We start from the raw sequence: 16883 nt of genomic DNA, 5'->3' as shown, positions 1-16883 counted from the left end.
AAATCCATAACACTCCCTAATTGAAGCCAAAACTGATACATAAAGCTTATCTGACAGGATTATTGTTCCTGTGCCTCGGTTGTATCCAAATGAACGCTCAGTTTTTACTACAGGCTCCAAATTCAGGAGATGAAACTAACTATCAATGGTATGAGGCCTCGGATCTCAGTACGGTTTTAAGTACCGATTTTTTCTATGAGGCTACCAGCCCTGGAGTCTATTTTGCCACTTATGACGGTACCCTCTGTGGTACCAATGCCACGGGTTATTTTATCCTTACAGATTGTAATAGTCCGGATAACCAGGTTACCATGGATATTTCTTCTAATGTCAGCGGGGCGGCAACCGTTAGCTGGAGTCCTGCTGTTGGTGGGGATCCTTTACGCCCTACGGTAATTGCAACCCAAACAGTAGTCAGGTATACGGCAACACTCACAAAGGCGGGAAATAGCATTGATCTTCCTGCCTTTACTGTTGTTTGTATGCAACAGGCAGCAGTCCTGGTTGATGACCTTATAGCTACTGATGAAGACACCTCTGTGGTAGTACCAATTTACAGTAACGACAGCAGTTTGCCACAAAGCGGTTCTTTAACGGCAACCAACCCGGCAAATGGTACTGTAAGTATCAACGACAGTGGAACCCCCAACGACCCAACGGATGATATCCTAACCTATACCCCGGACCCCGATTACAACGGGCCAGACAGTTTTGATTACACCGTCTGCAACACCTCTGGGGATTGCAGTACGGCAACGGTTACAGTTGATGTTATCCCGATTGTGGACGCCTTAGACGATGCTGTTGCTACCAATGAAGACACCCCGGTTGTGGTACCCTGGTCTGCAAACGATAATGATATTCCAAACAACGGCAGTTTGACCACCACCCTGCCAGCGAATGGTTCATTGACTGTAAATGATAATGGCACCCCGTCAGATCCTTCGGATGATGTGGTTACCTATACACCAAATCCTGGTTTTACAGGAACAGATAGTTTTACCTACACCCTTTGTGACAGCCTGGGGAACTGTAGTGTCGCAACTGTATCTGTATTGGTGAACAGTGTTGGTATCGATATAGATCAGGACAATGACGGTATTGTAGACGCCTTTGAAGACCTCAATCCGGATGGGGATAACGATCCGGCTACGAATCCGACCGACACGGATGGAGATGGATTCCCTGATTACCTGGATATTGACAGCGATAATGATGGAATTCCCGATAACATAGAGGCCCAGACAACAGCTGGTTATATCCCGCCAAGTGGTTTGGACACCAATAATAACGGCCTGGACGATGCCTATGAAAATGGGGGTGTTGGTTTGATTCCGGAAGATACGGATGGAGACGGGCTGCCGGATTATGTAGATCCCGATAGCGATAATGACGGTGTTCCGGATGCCGTAGAAGGGCATGACTGGAATCAGGATGGGATACCCGACGTAGTGTTTATTGGATCTGACAAGGACAATGACGGTCTGGATGATGGCTATGAAGGAGGCAGCACTATTGATATTGACGTGAATGACGAAGTGAATGATCCAAATGTAAACCTGCCACAGACCGATAATGACGGGGAGGCAGATTATCGGGATGTAGACGATGATGCCGATAGTATAATGACTGCCGATGAAGATGCGGATGGCGATGGCAATTTTAGTAATGACGACATGGATGGAGACGGTATCCCGGATTATCTGGAACCGAACAACAATGAGGATGAATTGGTCGTTTATAATGTGGTTACCCCTAATAACGATGGCTCCCACGACGTCCTTAAGATTGAAAATATTGAAAATTTCCCAAACAACTCTATTAAAATCTATAACCGATGGGGAGTACTGGTGTACACTACCCGTGCTTATAACAGCAACGGAAATGTATTCGATGGCACCTCACAGGGCAGGGCTACAATTGATCAGGACAATAAGCTTCCGGTGGGTACCTATTTTTATATCCTGGATTATGAAAACGATAACGGGCTAATGAAAACCCGTTCCGGATACATTTACTTAAACCGATAAAACCATGCCAATACATAAACCAATTCCCATAAGGAAGGGCCTTAAGGCTAATAAATACCTCCTTTACTTTTTACTGTTTTTGGCAATGGGCCTGTACGGTCAACAAGACGCCCAGTACACACAGTACATGTATAATACGGTAAGCGTAAATCCCGGTTACGCTGGCTCCCGGGGTCACTTGAGTATCGCAGCGCTTTACAGGGCGCAATGGGTTGGCCTGGAAGGTGCACCTAAAACACAAACCCTGAATATCCATTCTCCTATAGGGTATCGGGGCCTTGGGATGGGTATTTCCGTTGTGAACGATCAGATTGGCCCAACCTCTGAAACCTACTTTGACCTGGATCTTTCCTATACCATTCAGCTCGCCCAGGAGGCACGCCTGAGTTTTGGTCTAAAAGGAAGCCTTAATTTACTCGATATTCGTTTTTCTGAACTCAACCAGGATCCCAACAATCCCGATGCTACGCTGCAACAGGATATACAAAACCGGCTCACCCCTAATGTTGGGGCAGGGATCTATTACCACACCCAAAGATTCTATGCTGGCCTTTCAGTACCTCGTTTTTTGGAAACCTCTCATTTTGAGGAATCTTCCCTCTCAACCGCCCGGGAGCAAATGAATTATTACCTGATAACGGGTTATGTATGGGACTTGAATCCACTCTGGAAATTCAAGCCGGCACTGCTTTCCAAGTTTACGGCGGGAGCACCCCTGCAGCTGGACCTGTCTGCAAACTTCATGTACAATGATAAATTGATCATGGGTGCAGCCTATCGCTGGGACGCGGCAATAAGCGGGATGGTGGGCTTTCAAATGTCACCGGCCTTCCTGATAGGGATCGCTTATGATAAAGAGACCACTGCCCTTGGAAGTGCCCGTTTTAACGATGGCTCTTTTGAGGTTATTCTTCGATACGATTTCATCAAGGCCGTGGGGAACATTAAATCTCCAAGGTTCTTCTAAAAGCATTTATTTAAATAGGATTCCGGCTCGAATTTTAAGAATGCCTTAACCGAAAAATAAGGGAAAGGACGTATTTTTGGGCTGTGAGAGAAGAGGAAGTTATTCTGGTGACCCCTGAAGATACCGTTGTTGGGACCATGCCTAAAATGGAAGCCCATGAAAAGGCGGTGTTACACAGGGCATTTTCTGTATTTGTTTTAAATGAGAAAGGCGAAACGCTGCTACAGCAACGCGCATCTCACAAGTATCATTCCCCGCTCTTATGGACTAATACCTGCTGCAGCCACCAGCGGCTCGGAGAAACAAATCTCCAGGCGGGAAAGCGACGCTTGCAGGAAGAGATGGGGTTCCAAACCGAGCTGCAGGAACTATTTTCCTTTATCTATAAGGCCCCTTTCGACAACGGACTTACCGAACATGAACTGGACCATGTGATGTTGGGATATTATGAGGGGGAGCCCGCCATCAACCCGGAGGAAGTCAATGCCTGGAAATGGATGGCCCTGCAGGACATTCAAGCAGACCTGCAACAGAATCCGGATAAGTATACAGCCTGGTTCAAAATTATATTTGATCGTTTTTATAAACACATCTCGAAAAACACCTGATTCATGAAAGTAAAAGTTAGCCGCAAGGCTCATTTCAATGCCGCACACCGCTTATATCGGCCAGACTGGGACGATAAAACCAATCAGGCTGTTTTCGGAAAATGCAACAATCCAAGGTACCACGGGCACAATTATGAGTTAATTGTCAGTGTAACCGGCCCAATTGACCCTGAAACAGGTTTTGTGATGGATATGAAAGTGCTGAAGGATCTTATCCGTGAAGAAATAGAAGATGCCTTTGACCATAAAAACCTCAATGAAGAAGTGGCTGATTTTCAAGAACTGAACCCAACTGCCGAAAACATTGCTGTTGTCATTTGGAATAAACTGCGACCACATTTGAATGAATCAATGGAGTTGGAGGTACAGTTATTTGAAACACCACGGAATTTCGTAACCTATACAGGCTAATAATGGGATTATCTAAAGGAAGCAGGGTTCCCGAATTTTCTTTAAAGGATCAGGATGGAAATTGGTTTCACTCTAAAGACTATCTTGGAAAAAGGCCTATGGTCCTTTTTTTCTACCCAAAGGACAACACCCCCGGTTGTACTGCCGAAGCCTGCGCCTTTCGCGATGCTTATGAAACCTTTACCGAACAGGGTATTTTGGTGGCCGGGATCAGCTCAGACTCGGTAGGCTCACATCAGAAATTTGCCAAAAGATTCAGGCTCCCTTTTTTATTGCTGGAAGATAAAGCCAATCAGGTCAGAAAGATGTTTGGCATCCGCAACAGTGTTTTCAATCTGTTGCCGGGCAGGGAAACCTTTGTTGTGGACAAATCCGGTAAAATTGTAATGGCATTTAACAGCGTAAATGCCCTCAGGCACGTTCCGAAGGCTTTGCAGGCAGTACGTCAAATGAAAGAAGCATGAAAATCTATCCGCTTAAATTTCATCCAATCTATAAGGAAAGACTTTGGGGCGGTGCTAAGTTGCGCACCGTACTCAAGAAAGATGTAAAAGGCGATCGTATCGGGGAAAGCTGGGAAATATCCGGAGTTCCCGGCGATGTATCGGTGGTCTGCAATGGTCCCTTAAAAGGCAAAAACCTCAATGAGCTGATAGAAGCAGATCCTGAAGCTTTGCTCGGTAAAAGTGTTTTGGATCGGTTTGGAAAGGAATTTCCAATCCTGATAAAATTTATTGACGCTGCCCAGGATCTTTCCATACAGGTACATCCTGATGATACCCTTGCTCGACAGCGACACAATTCATTTGGCAAAACCGAGATGTGGTATATCATGGATGCAGATCCCGGCTCACAGCTGATTATCGGATTTGAGGAAGATACCACCTCCGAAAAATACAGGGAGGCCCTGGATGCAGGAGCATTAACAGAGCTGTTACATTACCAGCCCGTAAGGGCCGGAGAGGGATACTTTATCAACAGTGGTAAAATTCATGCTATTGGAGGGGGTATATTGCTGGCAGAAATCCAGCAAACCTCAGATATAACCTACAGGGTGTTCGACTTTAACCGAAAGGATGCCGATGGAAAGCTGCGCGAACTCCATACCGAACAGGCTTTAGACGCCATAGATTACAGCAGGAAGGATGATTTCGTACTCTCTTACGAGCGAAATGCAGGGCAGGTCAACCCAATGGCGGTAAGCCAGTATTTTACAACAGCTTATCTGGAGGTGGCCGGAAACCTGGAGCGGCCGCTGGAAGACAGGGAGGCATTCACCATCATGATTGCTGTTGAAGGTGAGGCTGCTATACAAACCGGCAGTGAAAAGGTAAATATCAAAAGGGGTGAATCTGTCTTGATTCCTGCAGCTGCAGACAGGGTTGATATACAGGCTTATTCCTGCAAACTTTTAGAAGTGACCATCTGATCTACAGTGCCCATTCACTTGGAAGTTGTATTTTTGCACTAAATAAAATTGGTTATGGCAAGTATTCGAAACCTCAAGAAGGATATCAATAACGTACTCGGTGATGTTATCGAGGCAGTATATATAGTTGAGAGCTCTAATAATATGGAAGGTTCCAAGGAAGGCTCAGCTATTATAGATAAGGCGATAGAAACCTTCGATTCTCTGATTGCTGAGGTTAACAGCAAGGAGGTTGAAAATAAAAAGAAGCACTTCAATACCGTTCGGGCAACCCTGGAAAAAGAAGCGAGATCCCTGGTAGATCAGATCAATAAGATGGCCTGAACCAGGTCTATTCCTTCCCGATTAATTCTTTGAGTTTACGGCCGTACTTTGAGGCGGCAATTTCCTGGTTCAGATTGCTGTAAATGGAATCCAGAAACTTCGGATTGGCATCTGCCACATCATTTACGGCAATGATGGGAGCCAGATAGGAGTCTTTATTTCGGATAGCAAAATTGATAGAGTAGAGGTAAGACCGCCTGAGGTTCAGAACAGCAAGGCCCTCCAGGGAATCCAGCTTAACGGAATCTGATGGGAGGTTTAATTCAGATTTCGCCTGGAACAGCTCCAGTTCCCTGATATTAAACCGTGTTTTGTTGCGTAAATACTCTTCGTATAATTCGTGGCCCGGGCCACCTTTTATTTCAGATTTTGCTTCAAAGGCATCGTATGAACTATTGATCTGAACTGCCCCGCTTTCGCCATAGAAACTGATCCTGTCGTTCATTACGTTACCGTCTGCCTTGTCCAGGTACAGATAAAAAATATCCGGTTGCTCTATTTCAACTTCTATCTCAAAGGCTCCGTTGCCGTTCACTTTCACGGAATCCAGATTGACCAGGGTAGAGTCGGGAACGAACTGAAGATATAACATCCCTTTTTTCAGCCCTTTTATTTCGCCTTTAACCACCATATGCTCCTTATCGGAACCACATGAAATAAGCATGGCAAATGCCAGAAAGAATACTGCCCTTACGCTTGTTCTCATCATCATAATTTAAGCGGCAAATATCATATTTTTTTGTGAAATCTTAGAGGGAAGAAGCCACTTCCATCAAATAGGCACAGAACAATGCCCCACCGGTTCCGACCACATATCCGAAAACGGCCAACAAAACACCAACTGAACTAAGGGAAGGATGAAATTCAGCTGCCACAATGGGTGCAGAGGCCGCCCCGCCCACATTGGCCTGGCTGCCAACCGCCAGGAAGAAAAAGGGCGCTTTGATCAGTTTGGCCACCAAAATCAGCAAGCCGGCATGAAAGCCTATCCAGATGAGTCCCAGAAGAATCAGGCCCGGATTTTCAAGAACTCTTCCCAGATCCATTTTCATTCCGATGGTAGCTACCAGTATATATATAAATACCCCGCCAATTTTACTGGCACCTGCCCCCTCGTAATTCCTGGCTTTGGTAAAAGACATAGCTACCCCGAGCACGGTGGCAATCACGACCATCCAAAAGAATTCTCCCCCTAAAAAAGACAAGAAGCTCCGGGGGTTTGAAATGAAGTCGGAAGCCTCCTTGAGGCCTCTACTGAAAATACCTCCAAGATAATGGGCAAGGCCCACTGCCGTAAATGCGAAAAACAGCATCATCATATAATCCCGTAAAGTCGGAACCCGTGCAATACGTTCGGCAAAGGCAGTCACTTTAACTTTCAATTCATCAATGGCCGAAGCATCGGCTTTGAGCCACCGATCGATTCGATTGGTCTTGCCCACGCCCAATAGCAGTATGGCCATCCAGATATTTGCACAGACCACGTCTACCAGAATCATTTCCCCGTAGCGGTCCGGGTTAAACTTGAAAATTTCAAACATGGCCGCCTGGTTGGCGCCTCCTCCGATCCAGCTTCCGGCAATAGTAGAGAGTCCCCTCCAGATTGCATCAAAATCATTGCCGCCCACGGTTTCAGGAGAAATGGCGGATACCAGTAAGATGGCCAGTGGTCCCCCTATAATGATGCCTGCGGTACCGGTCAGGAACATGATAAGTGCTTTGGAACCCAGGTTGGAAATAGCCTTTAGATCAATGCTCAGGGTCATCAGAACCAGGGCTGCCGGCAGGAGGTAGCGGCTGGCCATAAAATAGAGCCTGGAGTGTTCATCCGAAACCAGTCCGAAGCTTGCCAGCAGGGCGGGCAGCATGTAACATAATAAAATGGCAGGTACCCAGTTGTAAAAACGTTTCCAGAAACCCTTCCGGATTCCAGAGGTGTAAAAGATAAGCCCCAGGCAAAGGGCTAATAATCCGAAAACTACTGTATCATCGGTAATAAGCGGTTCGTCCATTTTAAAGGTTTGCTCAGTTCGCCGAAAAGATACAGGAATTATATAAAATATCCTCTGGCCTGTCAGATATTCAGCCAGTAGGTTAGTTTCAGGTTGATCGAACGGAATTTAGGGCTGAAGCGGTCCACGAAATAGTTATCGGTATAAACAAGGAACAAATCAGACAAGGGGGCAAATCGCCATTGCAGGCGGGAATTAATCCCGAGGTTGTCCCGCTGGTTGCTGTATTGCACCAATGTGGCCCAGAAAAGGGATTTTGAAAAAGTCAGGTCAAAGCGCGGACTGATCAACCAGATATCAGCGCTGGAGTAGGGGTCGGGCAGGCTTATTTTATCGTAATTGAACTGTACTGAAACCAGTGCCTTGGGCTGGATCCGCAGATTGAGGCTTCCCTCCAGGGAAAAACGATTCCCGTTATAGAAATCCCCAAAAGTAGCTTCCAGACCGTAGGCAAATATCCGTCGTCGGTCTGAGTTGTATTCCAGTTGATAACTCGAATAGTAGTAATCCGAATCGGCCGGTAATTCCACTGCGCCTTCCGTTCGGGTGGGATCAAAAGAATTGAAGAGATAGGTATAGCGGTTAACCCACTGGGCCTGCACGCGAGACTGATCCTGAAAACGGCCTTCCCAGCTGGCACGGATACTGTAATCGGTATTCTGCATGTCCTGGCTGGGCCTCCATATAAAAGTTGGAAAAATGCGAAAGCTGTGGTTGTTGAAGATGGAGTTTTCCGGCCAGAATGTTCTTCGGATACCTGTGCCTCCCTTAACTATATCAGTACGTCTTATAAAGCCCAGGTCAGACCGGTAGTTTTCGCCAATATAGACCCAGTCCGTAAAGATATTCCAGTTTCGCGAATTGTACTGGGTATTGACTCCTGTTGACAGGTCTTTCCCGCTGGATTCGGGCTGAAAGGATTTATGCAGGTAATATTTTCCGCTCCAGGTATTATCTGCCGAAATCAGGTTATAGTCTATTCCCAAAACACGGTTGTATCGCTCTTCATCGACTATAAAAGCATCATCTCCCAAGGTCTGTTTATTGATAAAAAACAGTCCAATATTGGAACGGGAGAAAACCAGGTGCTGTAAAGCCAGCATGGAATTATTAACCGAAGGAATTTCATTAAGGGCATCTTTTTCGGTCTGTATGTTGAAAAAACCGAGCCGCAGGTCGTTATTGACTTTTCCACTTAAACGCACTCCGGCGACTATGGGGTTCTCGATGGTATTTCCATCGGGGTCTTCTGCAATCCCAATGCGACGTGAGAAAAAAGGATTTGCGTCCCGTGAACCACCGAAACTGGCAAAGAGGTCGTTGTTGTCAATAAAAAATTGCCGCTTTTCCGGGAGGGATACCTCAAAGCGCGACAAATTGGTTACCTGATCGTCTACCTCAACCTGTGAAAAGTCCGGGTTTAAGGTTACATCCAGGTTCATGCTGTTCCCAATGGATATCTTGGCATCTCCGCCTACCTTAACGGAAGATTCCTGCAGACTTGCTTCCCGGTCATTGAACCAGCCAGTAGTGATATAGGGGATAACAGCGAATGGCGTACGTGATTTTCCCAGGGGTTTTTCGAAAATCATATCACCCATAAAGGTGAGCCCATAAATATTCTGGTTTTGCGGAATTTGCATCCAGGTGCTGCTCTCATTGGACTGCGTATCAAATCGATAACTGTTAAATCGCCATTTCCGCTCGCCCTCCCTGAATTTAAAGGATGTCAAAGGGATAATAAGCTCAGAGGTATAGTAATTCTCATACATTTTGGACTCCCCCCTCCATTTTACATCCCAGGAGATGGTAAAGCCTCTCAGGTCAAGGCCACCCCCTGAAACCAGGCCTTCCCTCCTTACCCCATACGGGTTAGTGCCAAAAAGAAAGGCGTTATTGCCGTCGTTGAAAGTATCAAAGAGCAGTGTGATATTATCGGAATTCCCTGCCCTGAAATCCCTCCTCAGTGACTCAATAGCATAATTACTGCCAGCCGTGTAAACCGTGATCCCAATATAGAGGTTGGTTTCGTCATAGAGCATCTTAATCTCCGATTGCTCCCGGGCCTGAATGCTGTCTATTGGAAAGTACTCCCAGAAATCGCCGGCCGCTTCAGCCTCGGACCAAATGGGTTCATCCAGGATACCGTCGAGTTTGATTTCCTGGTTTATATATTTGACCGTAAAAGATTTATCCTCTTGTTGAGCGTATGTGGTCGCAAAAAAGAAAAGGAAGATTGCCAGATACTGGAATCTCATCAGCCTTGGGATTAGTCGCAGGCAAATGTAGGGATTGACCCTATATTTTTAACATATTTTAAAAAACCTTTAACCATTGCGGAGGTGCTTTTTGCCTTGTGCAGGCAGTTAAGGTGTTTTCCTGACTGCGGGCCTGAAGGTCAGGTGCAGGGAGAAGCTGATCAGGATTTAGAGCGGAACTTTCTTTTTTTGGTCTTATCCGGGTTGCTGAAGAGCCTTTTAAAGAAACCGTCGCGTTTTATCCCCGGACAATCCAGCATTTTTGAGATCTCCTCAGGAACGGGTCCAAAACTACCCCCTGTCCAGGAAGCGAGCTCCTTATGGCTGCCAAGGGCTTTATACCAGTTGGCAAACAGTGGCAGGGCTGCGTTGGCTCCCTGCCCGATGGCCGTGTTGGGAAATCCTATTTCGTGCTGGTCAAAGCCTACCCAGCTTATATGAACCAGTTTGGGGCTAAGGGCTACAAACCAGGCGTCTTTATTGTTTTGGGTAGTACCTGTTTTGCCTGCCAGTTCACCTCTGATCCCATAGCGGCTTCGCAGCCTGGAGGCCGTTCCGGAATCCACCACAGATTTCAGGAGTTCCAGCAGTATTTTCCGCGATTGTTCTGAATAAGCAGACTCAACTGAAGCTTCTGGCTTATGCTGATAAATTACCTGGTCGTCCACATCGTGTATTTCCCGGATCATAAAGGGTTTTGAGGGCTTGCCGGAATTCAACAGGCTGGAGTAGGCGGCTGCCAGTTCCGGGATGCCTATTGCCCCGGTCCCCAGGGCCAGGGAGGGTAATTCCGGAAGATCAGCAGTAATCCCCAGTTTGCGAGTCAATTCAATGACCGGAGGGATACCTGTTTTCTCCAAAATCTTGACAGCCACAGTATTCACGGAGTTTTTCAGGGCGTATTGCATGCTGTAATTCAGATAGGTTTCGTCAGAATCCCCGGAATTAGAAGGGGTCCAGTCTTCCAGGTTTTCATAACGTACTTCCCTGGCGGAAAAATAAGAACAGGGGTCTACCCCCTGCTGAAGGGCTGTAAGGTATACCAGAGGTTTGAAGGTAGAACCCGTCTGCCGCCTGCTCTGAGAGATATGATCGAATTTATAGTTCTCGAAATCAATTCCGCCCACCCAGACCTTCACGGCCCCGCTTTTAGCTTCCATTGCCAGGACACCGGTATTGAGGAATTTCGCATAATGCAAAAGGCTGTCCAGGGTGCTGCCTTTTTTCTCAATATAACCCTCCCAGCTCTTGAGCCTTAGGGGCTTCTCTTGTAAAAGGCTGTCACGTATCTGCCCTTCAGATAAGCCGGCAGCCTTGAGTTTTCCCCAGGCGGTGGAGTTACGCAAAAGCCTGTTAATAAATTTTTTATCGGCCAGCCAGGGAGCCTTCCTGCCATAAGCGCGTTCAACTTCTGCCTGCAGGGATTTCAGATGCTGCCTCATCTGTACCTCGGCAAGATCCTGCATCCGGGAGTCGAGAGTAGTGTAAATCTTTAATCCGGAAGTATAGAGGTTGTTCCCCTTGTCTGTCTCCTTTTGTGCTTCCAGGATTTTTTGGGACTGCTTTCTTACTGCCTCTCTGAAATAGGCAGCCGGCCCCGTGTCATGGGTCAGGGAATTGTATTGTATTTCCAGGGGAAGCTGCTTAAGGCTATCTGCTTCCCGTTCCGCCAGGAAGCCGTTTCGCTTCATGGATTGCAGTACCAAATTGCGGCGCTCTAGGCTACGCTCCGGAAATACCCGCGGGTTGTAAGAATAAGTAGCTTTTAGCATGCCGATAAGGGTGGCAGCCTCTTCAATTTGTAAATCGGAAGCGGATTTGCTGTAAAATTTCCTGCTGGCACTTTCTATCCCGAAGCTGTTATCCCCAAACGATACCGTATTCAGGTACTTTACCAAAAGGGTGTCTTTATCGTAAAGGCGTTCCAGGCGCCTGGCCGTAAACATCTCTTTAAGCTTGTCCACTACAATTCCCATACGCCCTTTGCCCGATCTGGGATAGAGGTTTTTGGCGAGTTGCTGACTCAGCGTGCTTCCACCCCCGGACCCGGCGTCCTGCAGTAAGATGGTCTTAAAAAAAACACGGAAAAGGCTGGGGTAATCTATTCCTGAATGCTTGTAATATCGCTCGTCCTCTATGGCCACCAAAGCCTGTAAAACAAAAGCGGGTATTTCCTCCCCGCTTACCACCTGCCGGTCGTACAAATAATATTTTCCTATTAAAACGCTGTCTGAGGTATATACCTCTGAAGCCCTGGGTTGTTCTGTATTGCGCAGTTCTGCATAGGAAGGCAATTTCCCCCACATGCCGAGGTAGATACTTAAAACAAATAGCCCGGATAGCAGGCCAATACAGCTGAGGCCTGCTATTGCCCAGCGTAACCAGACCGGACGAATCCGGCGGAATAATGTGATAATTCTTTGCACGGTTGCAAGTTTGTCTTTTAATCGGATTTGGGCGTCAAAATTAACAATATATTAAAGCCTCTTTTATACTTTTGGGTGCCAATACGGAACCAATGAAAAAAATAGCACTGTTTTTACTGATATTGCCTTTTTGTATTCATGCAAATACCCCTTTCTGGTCCAAAACGGGTCATCGGGTGGTTGGCGAAGTGGCCCAGCAACAGCTCTCCCGTAAGGCCCGGAAAGCCATCACTGAGTTGTTGGGAGGAGAAGGCCTGGCAGAGGTGGCTAATTATGCGGATGCCATAAAGTCTGATTCCCAATACAGGCCTTACGGGCCCTGGCATTATGTAAATTTTGGTCCAGATGAACGGTATGGAGATTCCGCTCCCAACCCGGAAGGCGATATCATACAAGGCATTGAAAATTGCCGCAAGGTTTTGATGGATACAAACAGCAGCAAGGAAGAGAAGGTATTCCATTTAAAAATGCTGGTCCATTTAGTCGGAGACCTGCATCAGCCCATGCATATTGGAAGGGCTGAAGACCGTGGGGGCAATGATATACAGCTCCAATGGTTTGATAACGGCACCAACCTACACAGGGTATGGGACGCAAACCTTATCGATTCTTATGGGATGAGCTATACCGAACTGGCAGCAAGCCTGCCGAGATGGTCGCGGAAAAAGATCCGGCAGGTACAGCAGGGTACTGTCCTGGAATGGGTAGATGAAATCCATCAGATCACCAACAAGGTTTACGCTTCAGTTGAGGTTGGAGAGCGGCTCTCCTATAGATACAGTTATGACTGGTGGGATACCGTTGAGCAGCAATTGCTGACGGGCGGTCTGCGCCTGGCGGCTGTCTTGAACGAAATATTTTCCTGATTCCCGGCCTTTAACGCCTTTTGGAAATACTGTTTTGGCTGATGGCGCGCTGCCTGCTGCACTTAAAGCGGTTTATTTTTGAATTTCTGAGCAGCCGGTGCTTGGTAGCCCTTCCCTGAACCCTTTTTCGCCATCTTTTAAAACTACCTGGCTTGAGTTCCCTGCGCATCAGCTCAATCACATCGGATTCTTGCAGGCCAAACTGGTAGGCGATGGCCTCAAATGGAGTCCGGTCTTCCCAGGCCATTTCAATTACACGATCCGTTTCTCGGGGACTAAGGGCAATTTTTTTCATGTTGCAAAGATACTGAAGAGCATTTATACAATAAAATAAAGCCCCTTCTGGTCTTAAAGCTTAATAGATGCGACGGAAGGTCAGGTTAATGCGTTCCCCCACGGGTTTTTTTGTTTTCGGTACCTGGTGGAGCCAGTGGTGCTGGGTGCTTCCCTTCATGATGAGCAGGCTCCCGGAAACCAGTTCCAGATCGTGTTTTAAATTTTTATCTCTGCGGTGTTTCATTTTAAACTTACGGGTTTCGCCCAGGGATACAGAGGCGATCACAGGGTTCTGCCCCAGTTCTTTTTCATTATCTGCATGCCAGCCATTGCTGTCACTCCCATCCCGGTACAGGTTTAATAAGCAGCTGGTAAAAGCAACGCCTGCCAGGTTTTCAACAGCAGTTTTAAGCTCGCTCAGGCGTTCGGGAAAGGGATGGGGATGCATGGTGATTCCGGAATAGGTGTAGGGTTTGCCCTCCAGGCCAAAGAGGGCAGTGAGTCTGGGCTGGGCATAGGTCTTCCCGAATACCCGAATGTCATCCTGTTGCCAGGGAACCTCATTCCGCAAATGTGAAAATAAGGATTGGGCCTCCTGCAGGTCCAGAAAATCGGGCTGGTAGAGCAGTTCGGCATCGGGCAAATCTATAAGTACAGGCTTGCGGGCGTCTTTCATCAGCGCAGCACTGTTTGCTGTTCATTTCGGTAATCCGAAGGGCTCATCCCCGTAAACGCCTTAAAGGATTTATTAAAATGCGAGAAATTGTTGAAACCGCTCTCAAAGCAAATATCCGTGATGCTTTTGGTGGTTTCAGAAAGAAGGGTGGAGGCATGGATCATACGGTATTCATTCACAAACTGAACAAAGGTCTTATTGGTAACCTTTTTGAAATACCTGCAAAAGGAGGGGACTGTCATATGGCTCAGCTCGGCCATTTCATCCAGGGAGATGGCTTCCTGATAGTGCTCTTTCACATGGTTGAAAATGGTATTGATTCTATCGTTCTCCTTGGTCTGTGTTTCCATGGAAAGGCTGTCTGCATTCAAAATCTGATACTCCTTAGAAGCTGCCAGTTCGTTGAGGATATTTAAGATGGCGAGCAACCTCTGAAAATCCGATTTGTATTCAAGGATTTCAATTTTTTCCCCAATCTTCTTCTTTGTATTTCCGTTAAAAGCGATACCCCCCTTGGCTTTTTCAAATAAGCGCTGAATATTCTTCATCTCCGGGATCTCGAAAAAATCGGATCCCAAAAAGTCTGTTTTCATCTGTACAACAGATTCACTCGTGTTCCCGGTACAGGCATCTGTAAAACCGCAATGCGGCAGGTTAGAACCGATTAAAATCAGGTCCCCCTGCTGGTAGTAAGATAAATGACTCCCAATCTGCCTTTTACCATTTCCACCATTTACATATACCAGTTCAATCTCAGGATGATAATGCCATCCCTGATTTTTATTGGTGTTCCGTGCATCAAACTTCTGATAGGTAAAGGAACGTCCAAAATCCGGTTTAATCGCTTCAAATGCAGCTTTGTTTTTTGACATTACAGCCATTTTTTTAATAAAGATACGGTGCAGAAGACCTTATGGATGTTTACAAAATTAACCATAATATATGCAATATTAACATTTAAGATAAAATTAACCCTTTTGGCTGGTAAAATAGCATACATAATTGATAATCCTGGGGTAGTGTAGCCGCATCTGTGGTCCTACATTTGGGATATGTTTAATTAAAAAAACAAAGCACATGAAAAACGTATTAACAATTACAGCAGCATTAGTACTTCTTGCCGGGTCTGCTCAGGCAATGGCCATTCCCGCTAAAACAGAAGCCCTTTCAATTGCGGTTGAACGTACAGAACCAAATAGTCCTTTTATCCGCAAAGAAGGCAACAAACTTTTTTTGAATTACCTGAATCTGGAGGCTAAGAAAGTAATGGTAAAGGTATATGACAGTTCCAACAGATTGCTTTATATAGAGAAGATGGGTGAAGATCTGGTCGTGGAAAAGGCATTTAATTTTGAAAAGGCATACGAGGGAACCTACAGCCTGGTAGTGTCCTACGGAAACAAGACAATTAAAGAATCCCTGAGGGTCCTCAGGTAGTTTGGTTTGTTTAATTCAGGAAAAGGGGGCTCAGGCCTCCTTTTTTGTTTGCACCCATCCCAGCAATTTCTTTCTTTTTGATGCAGAGAGCCATTCCAGTTTCAGGGTTCTTAACAGCAAATCCTGGTCTTTTTCCTTTCCATACCAGAGACTAAAAAAATCAGCAATGCTAACCCTGTGTTCCGGTTGGGACTCCAGCCTGAGGGTGTCTTCGGCCTGTACCGTGCCGCCCTCTAGCACTTCGGCATAGCTTCCGGGCCTGCCATAGGCTACGAAGCGGTCTATTATTTCCTGGTCCCCGAAGCGGATCCCCAGCTTAAAGCAGGGTTCCCTGGGCGTGGTAATGCGAATACGCGCCTTCCCTATACTGTATTCTGAACCCATCATCAGTTCCTTTTCATCCAGGCCTTCGACGCTTAAATTTTCACCAAACATCCCATAGGACCAATCCAGCTGCGGGTATTGTTTTTTCCAGTGCCCGTAAGTGTCTGTGGAAAAAAGGTAAACCGCTTTCTGGCGATCACCATGTACTTTGGGGTTACCAATGGTATCTCCAGCCACACCTTCGGGCCGCAGAAAAATGCCTTCGGCTTTGGCCTTTTTGTAGATCCCGCTAAGGTGCTGCCTGCCTTTCCAGCTGAGTTGCACAGGGCTCGCTATATTGGTGCTTGCTATTTTCATGAATTAAAGATAAAAAAAAACCGCCCTCAGCAGGCGGCTTGTTTTTCGGATCAGCTGGTCTGTCAGTCTTCCCTGTCCATTTTCCGGGTCAGGAAAAAGCCGACAAGCAAGCCCGTTCCTGCAAATAGGAAGATGGATCCGGGCATAACGAAATCTTCGTCCAGATCGAGTACTTCACTGAGCATGCCTCCCAGCATTACACCTGCGCCTATCCCCATTAACAGCAGGGCCAGGTTGAGTATAAGCACTTTCCAGAAAGGCTGGGTATGTCCTTTTTTACCCCGCACAAAAATACTGGCTTCGGCCCCTTTTTCTATTAGTGCCAGTCGTTCCTTATTACGGGTAGACAGGTACAGATACGCAATCCCGAAGATGACTCCGAAAAACCCTATAAAAACAATTATTTCTCCTCCCATATGATTTATTTTTAAGTTTTTAATTGATTCACACCCTATCGGACGCCAATTCCTGGCAGGAGGTTA

Annotated in this window: 18 protein-coding genes; 9 read left to right on the top strand and 9 right to left on the bottom strand. The window is 46.5% G+C overall.

Annotated elements, in window-relative coordinates:
- Window positions 1–20: 20 nt before the first annotated feature.
- The 7 genes from ACT6NU_RS01555 to ACT6NU_RS01525 all read left to right on the top strand — a co-directional run bounded on the left by ACT6NU_RS01555 (window position 21) and on the right by ACT6NU_RS01525 (window position 5769).
- Entirely contained in the window at window positions 21–2030 is a 2010-nt protein-coding gene (locus ACT6NU_RS01555; protein WP_445382706.1) for an Ig-like domain-containing protein, read from the top strand.
- A 4-nt stretch (window positions 2031–2034) separates the two neighbouring features.
- Window positions 2035–2997: a PorP/SprF family type IX secretion system membrane protein gene (locus ACT6NU_RS01550; protein WP_445382705.1), complete on the top strand. Its 963-nt coding sequence runs from the start codon at window positions 2035–2037 to the stop codon at window positions 2995–2997.
- An 83-nt stretch (window positions 2998–3080) separates the two neighbouring features.
- Entirely contained in the window at window positions 3081–3605 is a 525-nt protein-coding gene (gene idi / locus ACT6NU_RS01545; protein ID WP_445382704.1) for an isopentenyl-diphosphate Delta-isomerase, read from the top strand.
- A gap of 3 nt (window positions 3606–3608) precedes the next feature.
- Complete coding sequence (locus tag ACT6NU_RS01540; RefSeq protein WP_445382703.1) at window positions 3609–4016, top strand: 6-pyruvoyl trahydropterin synthase family protein; 408 nt, start codon at window positions 3609–3611, stop codon at window positions 4014–4016.
- A 2-nt stretch (window positions 4017–4018) separates the two neighbouring features.
- Window positions 4019–4480 carry a peroxiredoxin gene (locus tag ACT6NU_RS01535; RefSeq protein WP_445382702.1) on the top strand — a complete coding sequence of 154 codons (462 nt, stop codon included), beginning with the start codon at window positions 4019–4021 and terminating at the stop codon, window positions 4478–4480.
- Window positions 4481–4482: 2 nt separating this feature from the next.
- A complete protein-coding gene (locus ACT6NU_RS01530; RefSeq protein WP_445383817.1) occupies window positions 4483–5445 on the top strand; it encodes a type I phosphomannose isomerase catalytic subunit in 963 nt (320 codons plus the stop codon).
- Window positions 5446–5499: 54 nt separating this feature from the next.
- A complete protein-coding gene (locus ACT6NU_RS01525; protein ID WP_445382701.1) occupies window positions 5500–5769 on the top strand; it encodes a hypothetical protein in 270 nt (89 codons plus the stop codon).
- A gap of 7 nt (window positions 5770–5776) precedes the next feature.
- Here ACT6NU_RS01525 and ACT6NU_RS01520 read toward each other — a convergent pair whose 3' ends face one another.
- The 4 genes from ACT6NU_RS01520 to ACT6NU_RS01505 all read right to left on the bottom strand — a co-directional run bounded on the left by ACT6NU_RS01520 (window position 5777) and on the right by ACT6NU_RS01505 (window position 12465).
- Complete coding sequence (locus tag ACT6NU_RS01520) at window positions 5777–6475, bottom strand: DUF4369 domain-containing protein (RefSeq protein WP_445382700.1); 699 nt, start codon at window positions 6473–6475, stop codon at window positions 5777–5779.
- A gap of 43 nt (window positions 6476–6518) precedes the next feature.
- Window positions 6519–7781 carry a DUF819 family protein gene (locus ACT6NU_RS01515; RefSeq protein WP_445382699.1) on the bottom strand — a complete coding sequence of 421 codons (1263 nt, stop codon included), beginning with the start codon at window positions 7779–7781 and terminating at the stop codon, window positions 6519–6521.
- Window positions 7782–7843: 62 nt separating this feature from the next.
- Window positions 7844–10039 carry a DUF5916 domain-containing protein gene (locus ACT6NU_RS01510; RefSeq protein ID WP_445382698.1) on the bottom strand — a complete coding sequence of 732 codons (2196 nt, stop codon included), beginning with the start codon at window positions 10037–10039 and terminating at the stop codon, window positions 7844–7846.
- Between the two features lie 161 nt (window positions 10040–10200).
- On the bottom strand, window positions 10201–12465 hold the full coding sequence (locus ACT6NU_RS01505) for a transglycosylase domain-containing protein (protein WP_445382697.1): 2265 nt from the start codon (window positions 12463–12465) through the stop codon (window positions 10201–10203).
- Window positions 12466–12557: 92 nt separating this feature from the next.
- Between ACT6NU_RS01505 and ACT6NU_RS01500 the strand changes: the two genes are divergently transcribed.
- Window positions 12558–13331: a S1/P1 nuclease gene (locus ACT6NU_RS01500; RefSeq protein WP_445382696.1), complete on the top strand. Its 774-nt coding sequence runs from the start codon at window positions 12558–12560 to the stop codon at window positions 13329–13331.
- Window positions 13332–13341: 10 nt separating this feature from the next.
- Here the strand turns inward: ACT6NU_RS01500 and ACT6NU_RS01495 are convergent, their stop codons facing one another.
- The 3 genes from ACT6NU_RS01495 to ACT6NU_RS01485 are packed head-to-tail and all read right to left on the bottom strand — an operon-like array spanning window position 13342 to window position 15155.
- A complete protein-coding gene (locus tag ACT6NU_RS01495; RefSeq protein ID WP_445382695.1) occupies window positions 13342–13626 on the bottom strand; it encodes a TIGR03643 family protein in 285 nt (94 codons plus the stop codon).
- Window positions 13627–13686: 60 nt separating this feature from the next.
- Window positions 13687–14283: an alpha-ketoglutarate-dependent dioxygenase AlkB family protein gene (locus tag ACT6NU_RS01490; RefSeq protein ID WP_445382694.1), complete on the bottom strand. Its 597-nt coding sequence runs from the start codon at window positions 14281–14283 to the stop codon at window positions 13687–13689.
- A complete protein-coding gene (locus ACT6NU_RS01485) occupies window positions 14283–15155 on the bottom strand; it encodes an AraC family transcriptional regulator (protein WP_445382693.1) in 873 nt (290 codons plus the stop codon). Before ACT6NU_RS01485 ends, ACT6NU_RS01490 begins: the two co-directional genes overlap by 1 nt.
- Before the next feature lie 205 nt (window positions 15156–15360).
- On the opposite strand from ACT6NU_RS01485, the gene ACT6NU_RS01480 reads away from it, so the two are divergent.
- On the top strand, window positions 15361–15720 hold the full coding sequence (locus ACT6NU_RS01480) for a hypothetical protein (protein ID WP_445382692.1): 360 nt from the start codon (window positions 15361–15363) through the stop codon (window positions 15718–15720).
- A 30-nt stretch (window positions 15721–15750) separates the two neighbouring features.
- On the opposite strand, the gene ACT6NU_RS01475 is transcribed toward ACT6NU_RS01480, so the two are convergent.
- Complete coding sequence (locus ACT6NU_RS01475) at window positions 15751–16401, bottom strand: MOSC domain-containing protein (protein ID WP_445382691.1); 651 nt, start codon at window positions 16399–16401, stop codon at window positions 15751–15753.
- A 62-nt stretch (window positions 16402–16463) separates the two neighbouring features.
- Complete coding sequence (locus ACT6NU_RS01470; protein WP_445382690.1) at window positions 16464–16817, bottom strand: DUF6249 domain-containing protein; 354 nt, start codon at window positions 16815–16817, stop codon at window positions 16464–16466.
- Between the last annotated feature and the right edge of the window lie 66 nt (window positions 16818–16883).

The organism is Robiginitalea rubriflava, assembly GCF_052540725.1.
Note: the sequence above shows the minus strand (reverse complement) of the source record. Positions and strands in the feature narration are given on the sequence as shown.

Bases quoted from the DNA above. Each gene is read 5' to 3' on its own strand.
- ACT6NU_RS01500 (WP_445382696.1), top strand. From the start codon at position 12,558: ATGAAAAAAATAGCACTGTTTTTACTGATATTGCCTTTTTGTATTCAT.
- ACT6NU_RS01520 (WP_445382700.1), bottom strand. From the start codon at position 6,475: ATGAGAACAAGCGTAAGGGCAGTATTCTTTCTGGCATTTGCCATGCTT.
- ACT6NU_RS01540 (WP_445382703.1), top strand. From the start codon at position 3,609: ATGAAAGTAAAAGTTAGCCGCAAGGCTCATTTCAATGCCGCACACCGC.
- ACT6NU_RS01485 (WP_445382693.1), bottom strand. From the start codon at position 15,155: ATGTCAAAAAACAAAGCTGCATTTGAAGCGATTAAACCGGATTTTGGA.
- ACT6NU_RS01535 (WP_445382702.1), top strand. From the start codon at position 4,019: ATGGGATTATCTAAAGGAAGCAGGGTTCCCGAATTTTCTTTAAAGGAT.
- ACT6NU_RS01550 (WP_445382705.1), top strand. From the start codon at position 2,035: ATGCCAATACATAAACCAATTCCCATAAGGAAGGGCCTTAAGGCTAAT.
- ACT6NU_RS01525 (WP_445382701.1), top strand. From the start codon at position 5,500: ATGGCAAGTATTCGAAACCTCAAGAAGGATATCAATAACGTACTCGGT.
- ACT6NU_RS01475 (WP_445382691.1), bottom strand. From the start codon at position 16,401: ATGAAAATAGCAAGCACCAATATAGCGAGCCCTGTGCAACTCAGCTGG.
- ACT6NU_RS01480 (WP_445382692.1), top strand. From the start codon at position 15,361: ATGAAAAACGTATTAACAATTACAGCAGCATTAGTACTTCTTGCCGGG.
- ACT6NU_RS01490 (WP_445382694.1), bottom strand. From the start codon at position 14,283: ATGAAAGACGCCCGCAAGCCTGTACTTATAGATTTGCCCGATGCCGAA.
- ACT6NU_RS01510 (WP_445382698.1), bottom strand. From the start codon at position 10,039: ATGAGATTCCAGTATCTGGCAATCTTCCTTTTCTTTTTTGCGACCACA.
- ACT6NU_RS01470 (WP_445382690.1), bottom strand. From the start codon at position 16,817: ATGGGAGGAGAAATAATTGTTTTTATAGGGTTTTTCGGAGTCATCTTC.
- ACT6NU_RS01515 (WP_445382699.1), bottom strand. From the start codon at position 7,781: ATGGACGAACCGCTTATTACCGATGATACAGTAGTTTTCGGATTATTA.
- ACT6NU_RS01495 (WP_445382695.1), bottom strand. From the start codon at position 13,626: ATGAAAAAAATTGCCCTTAGTCCCCGAGAAACGGATCGTGTAATTGAA.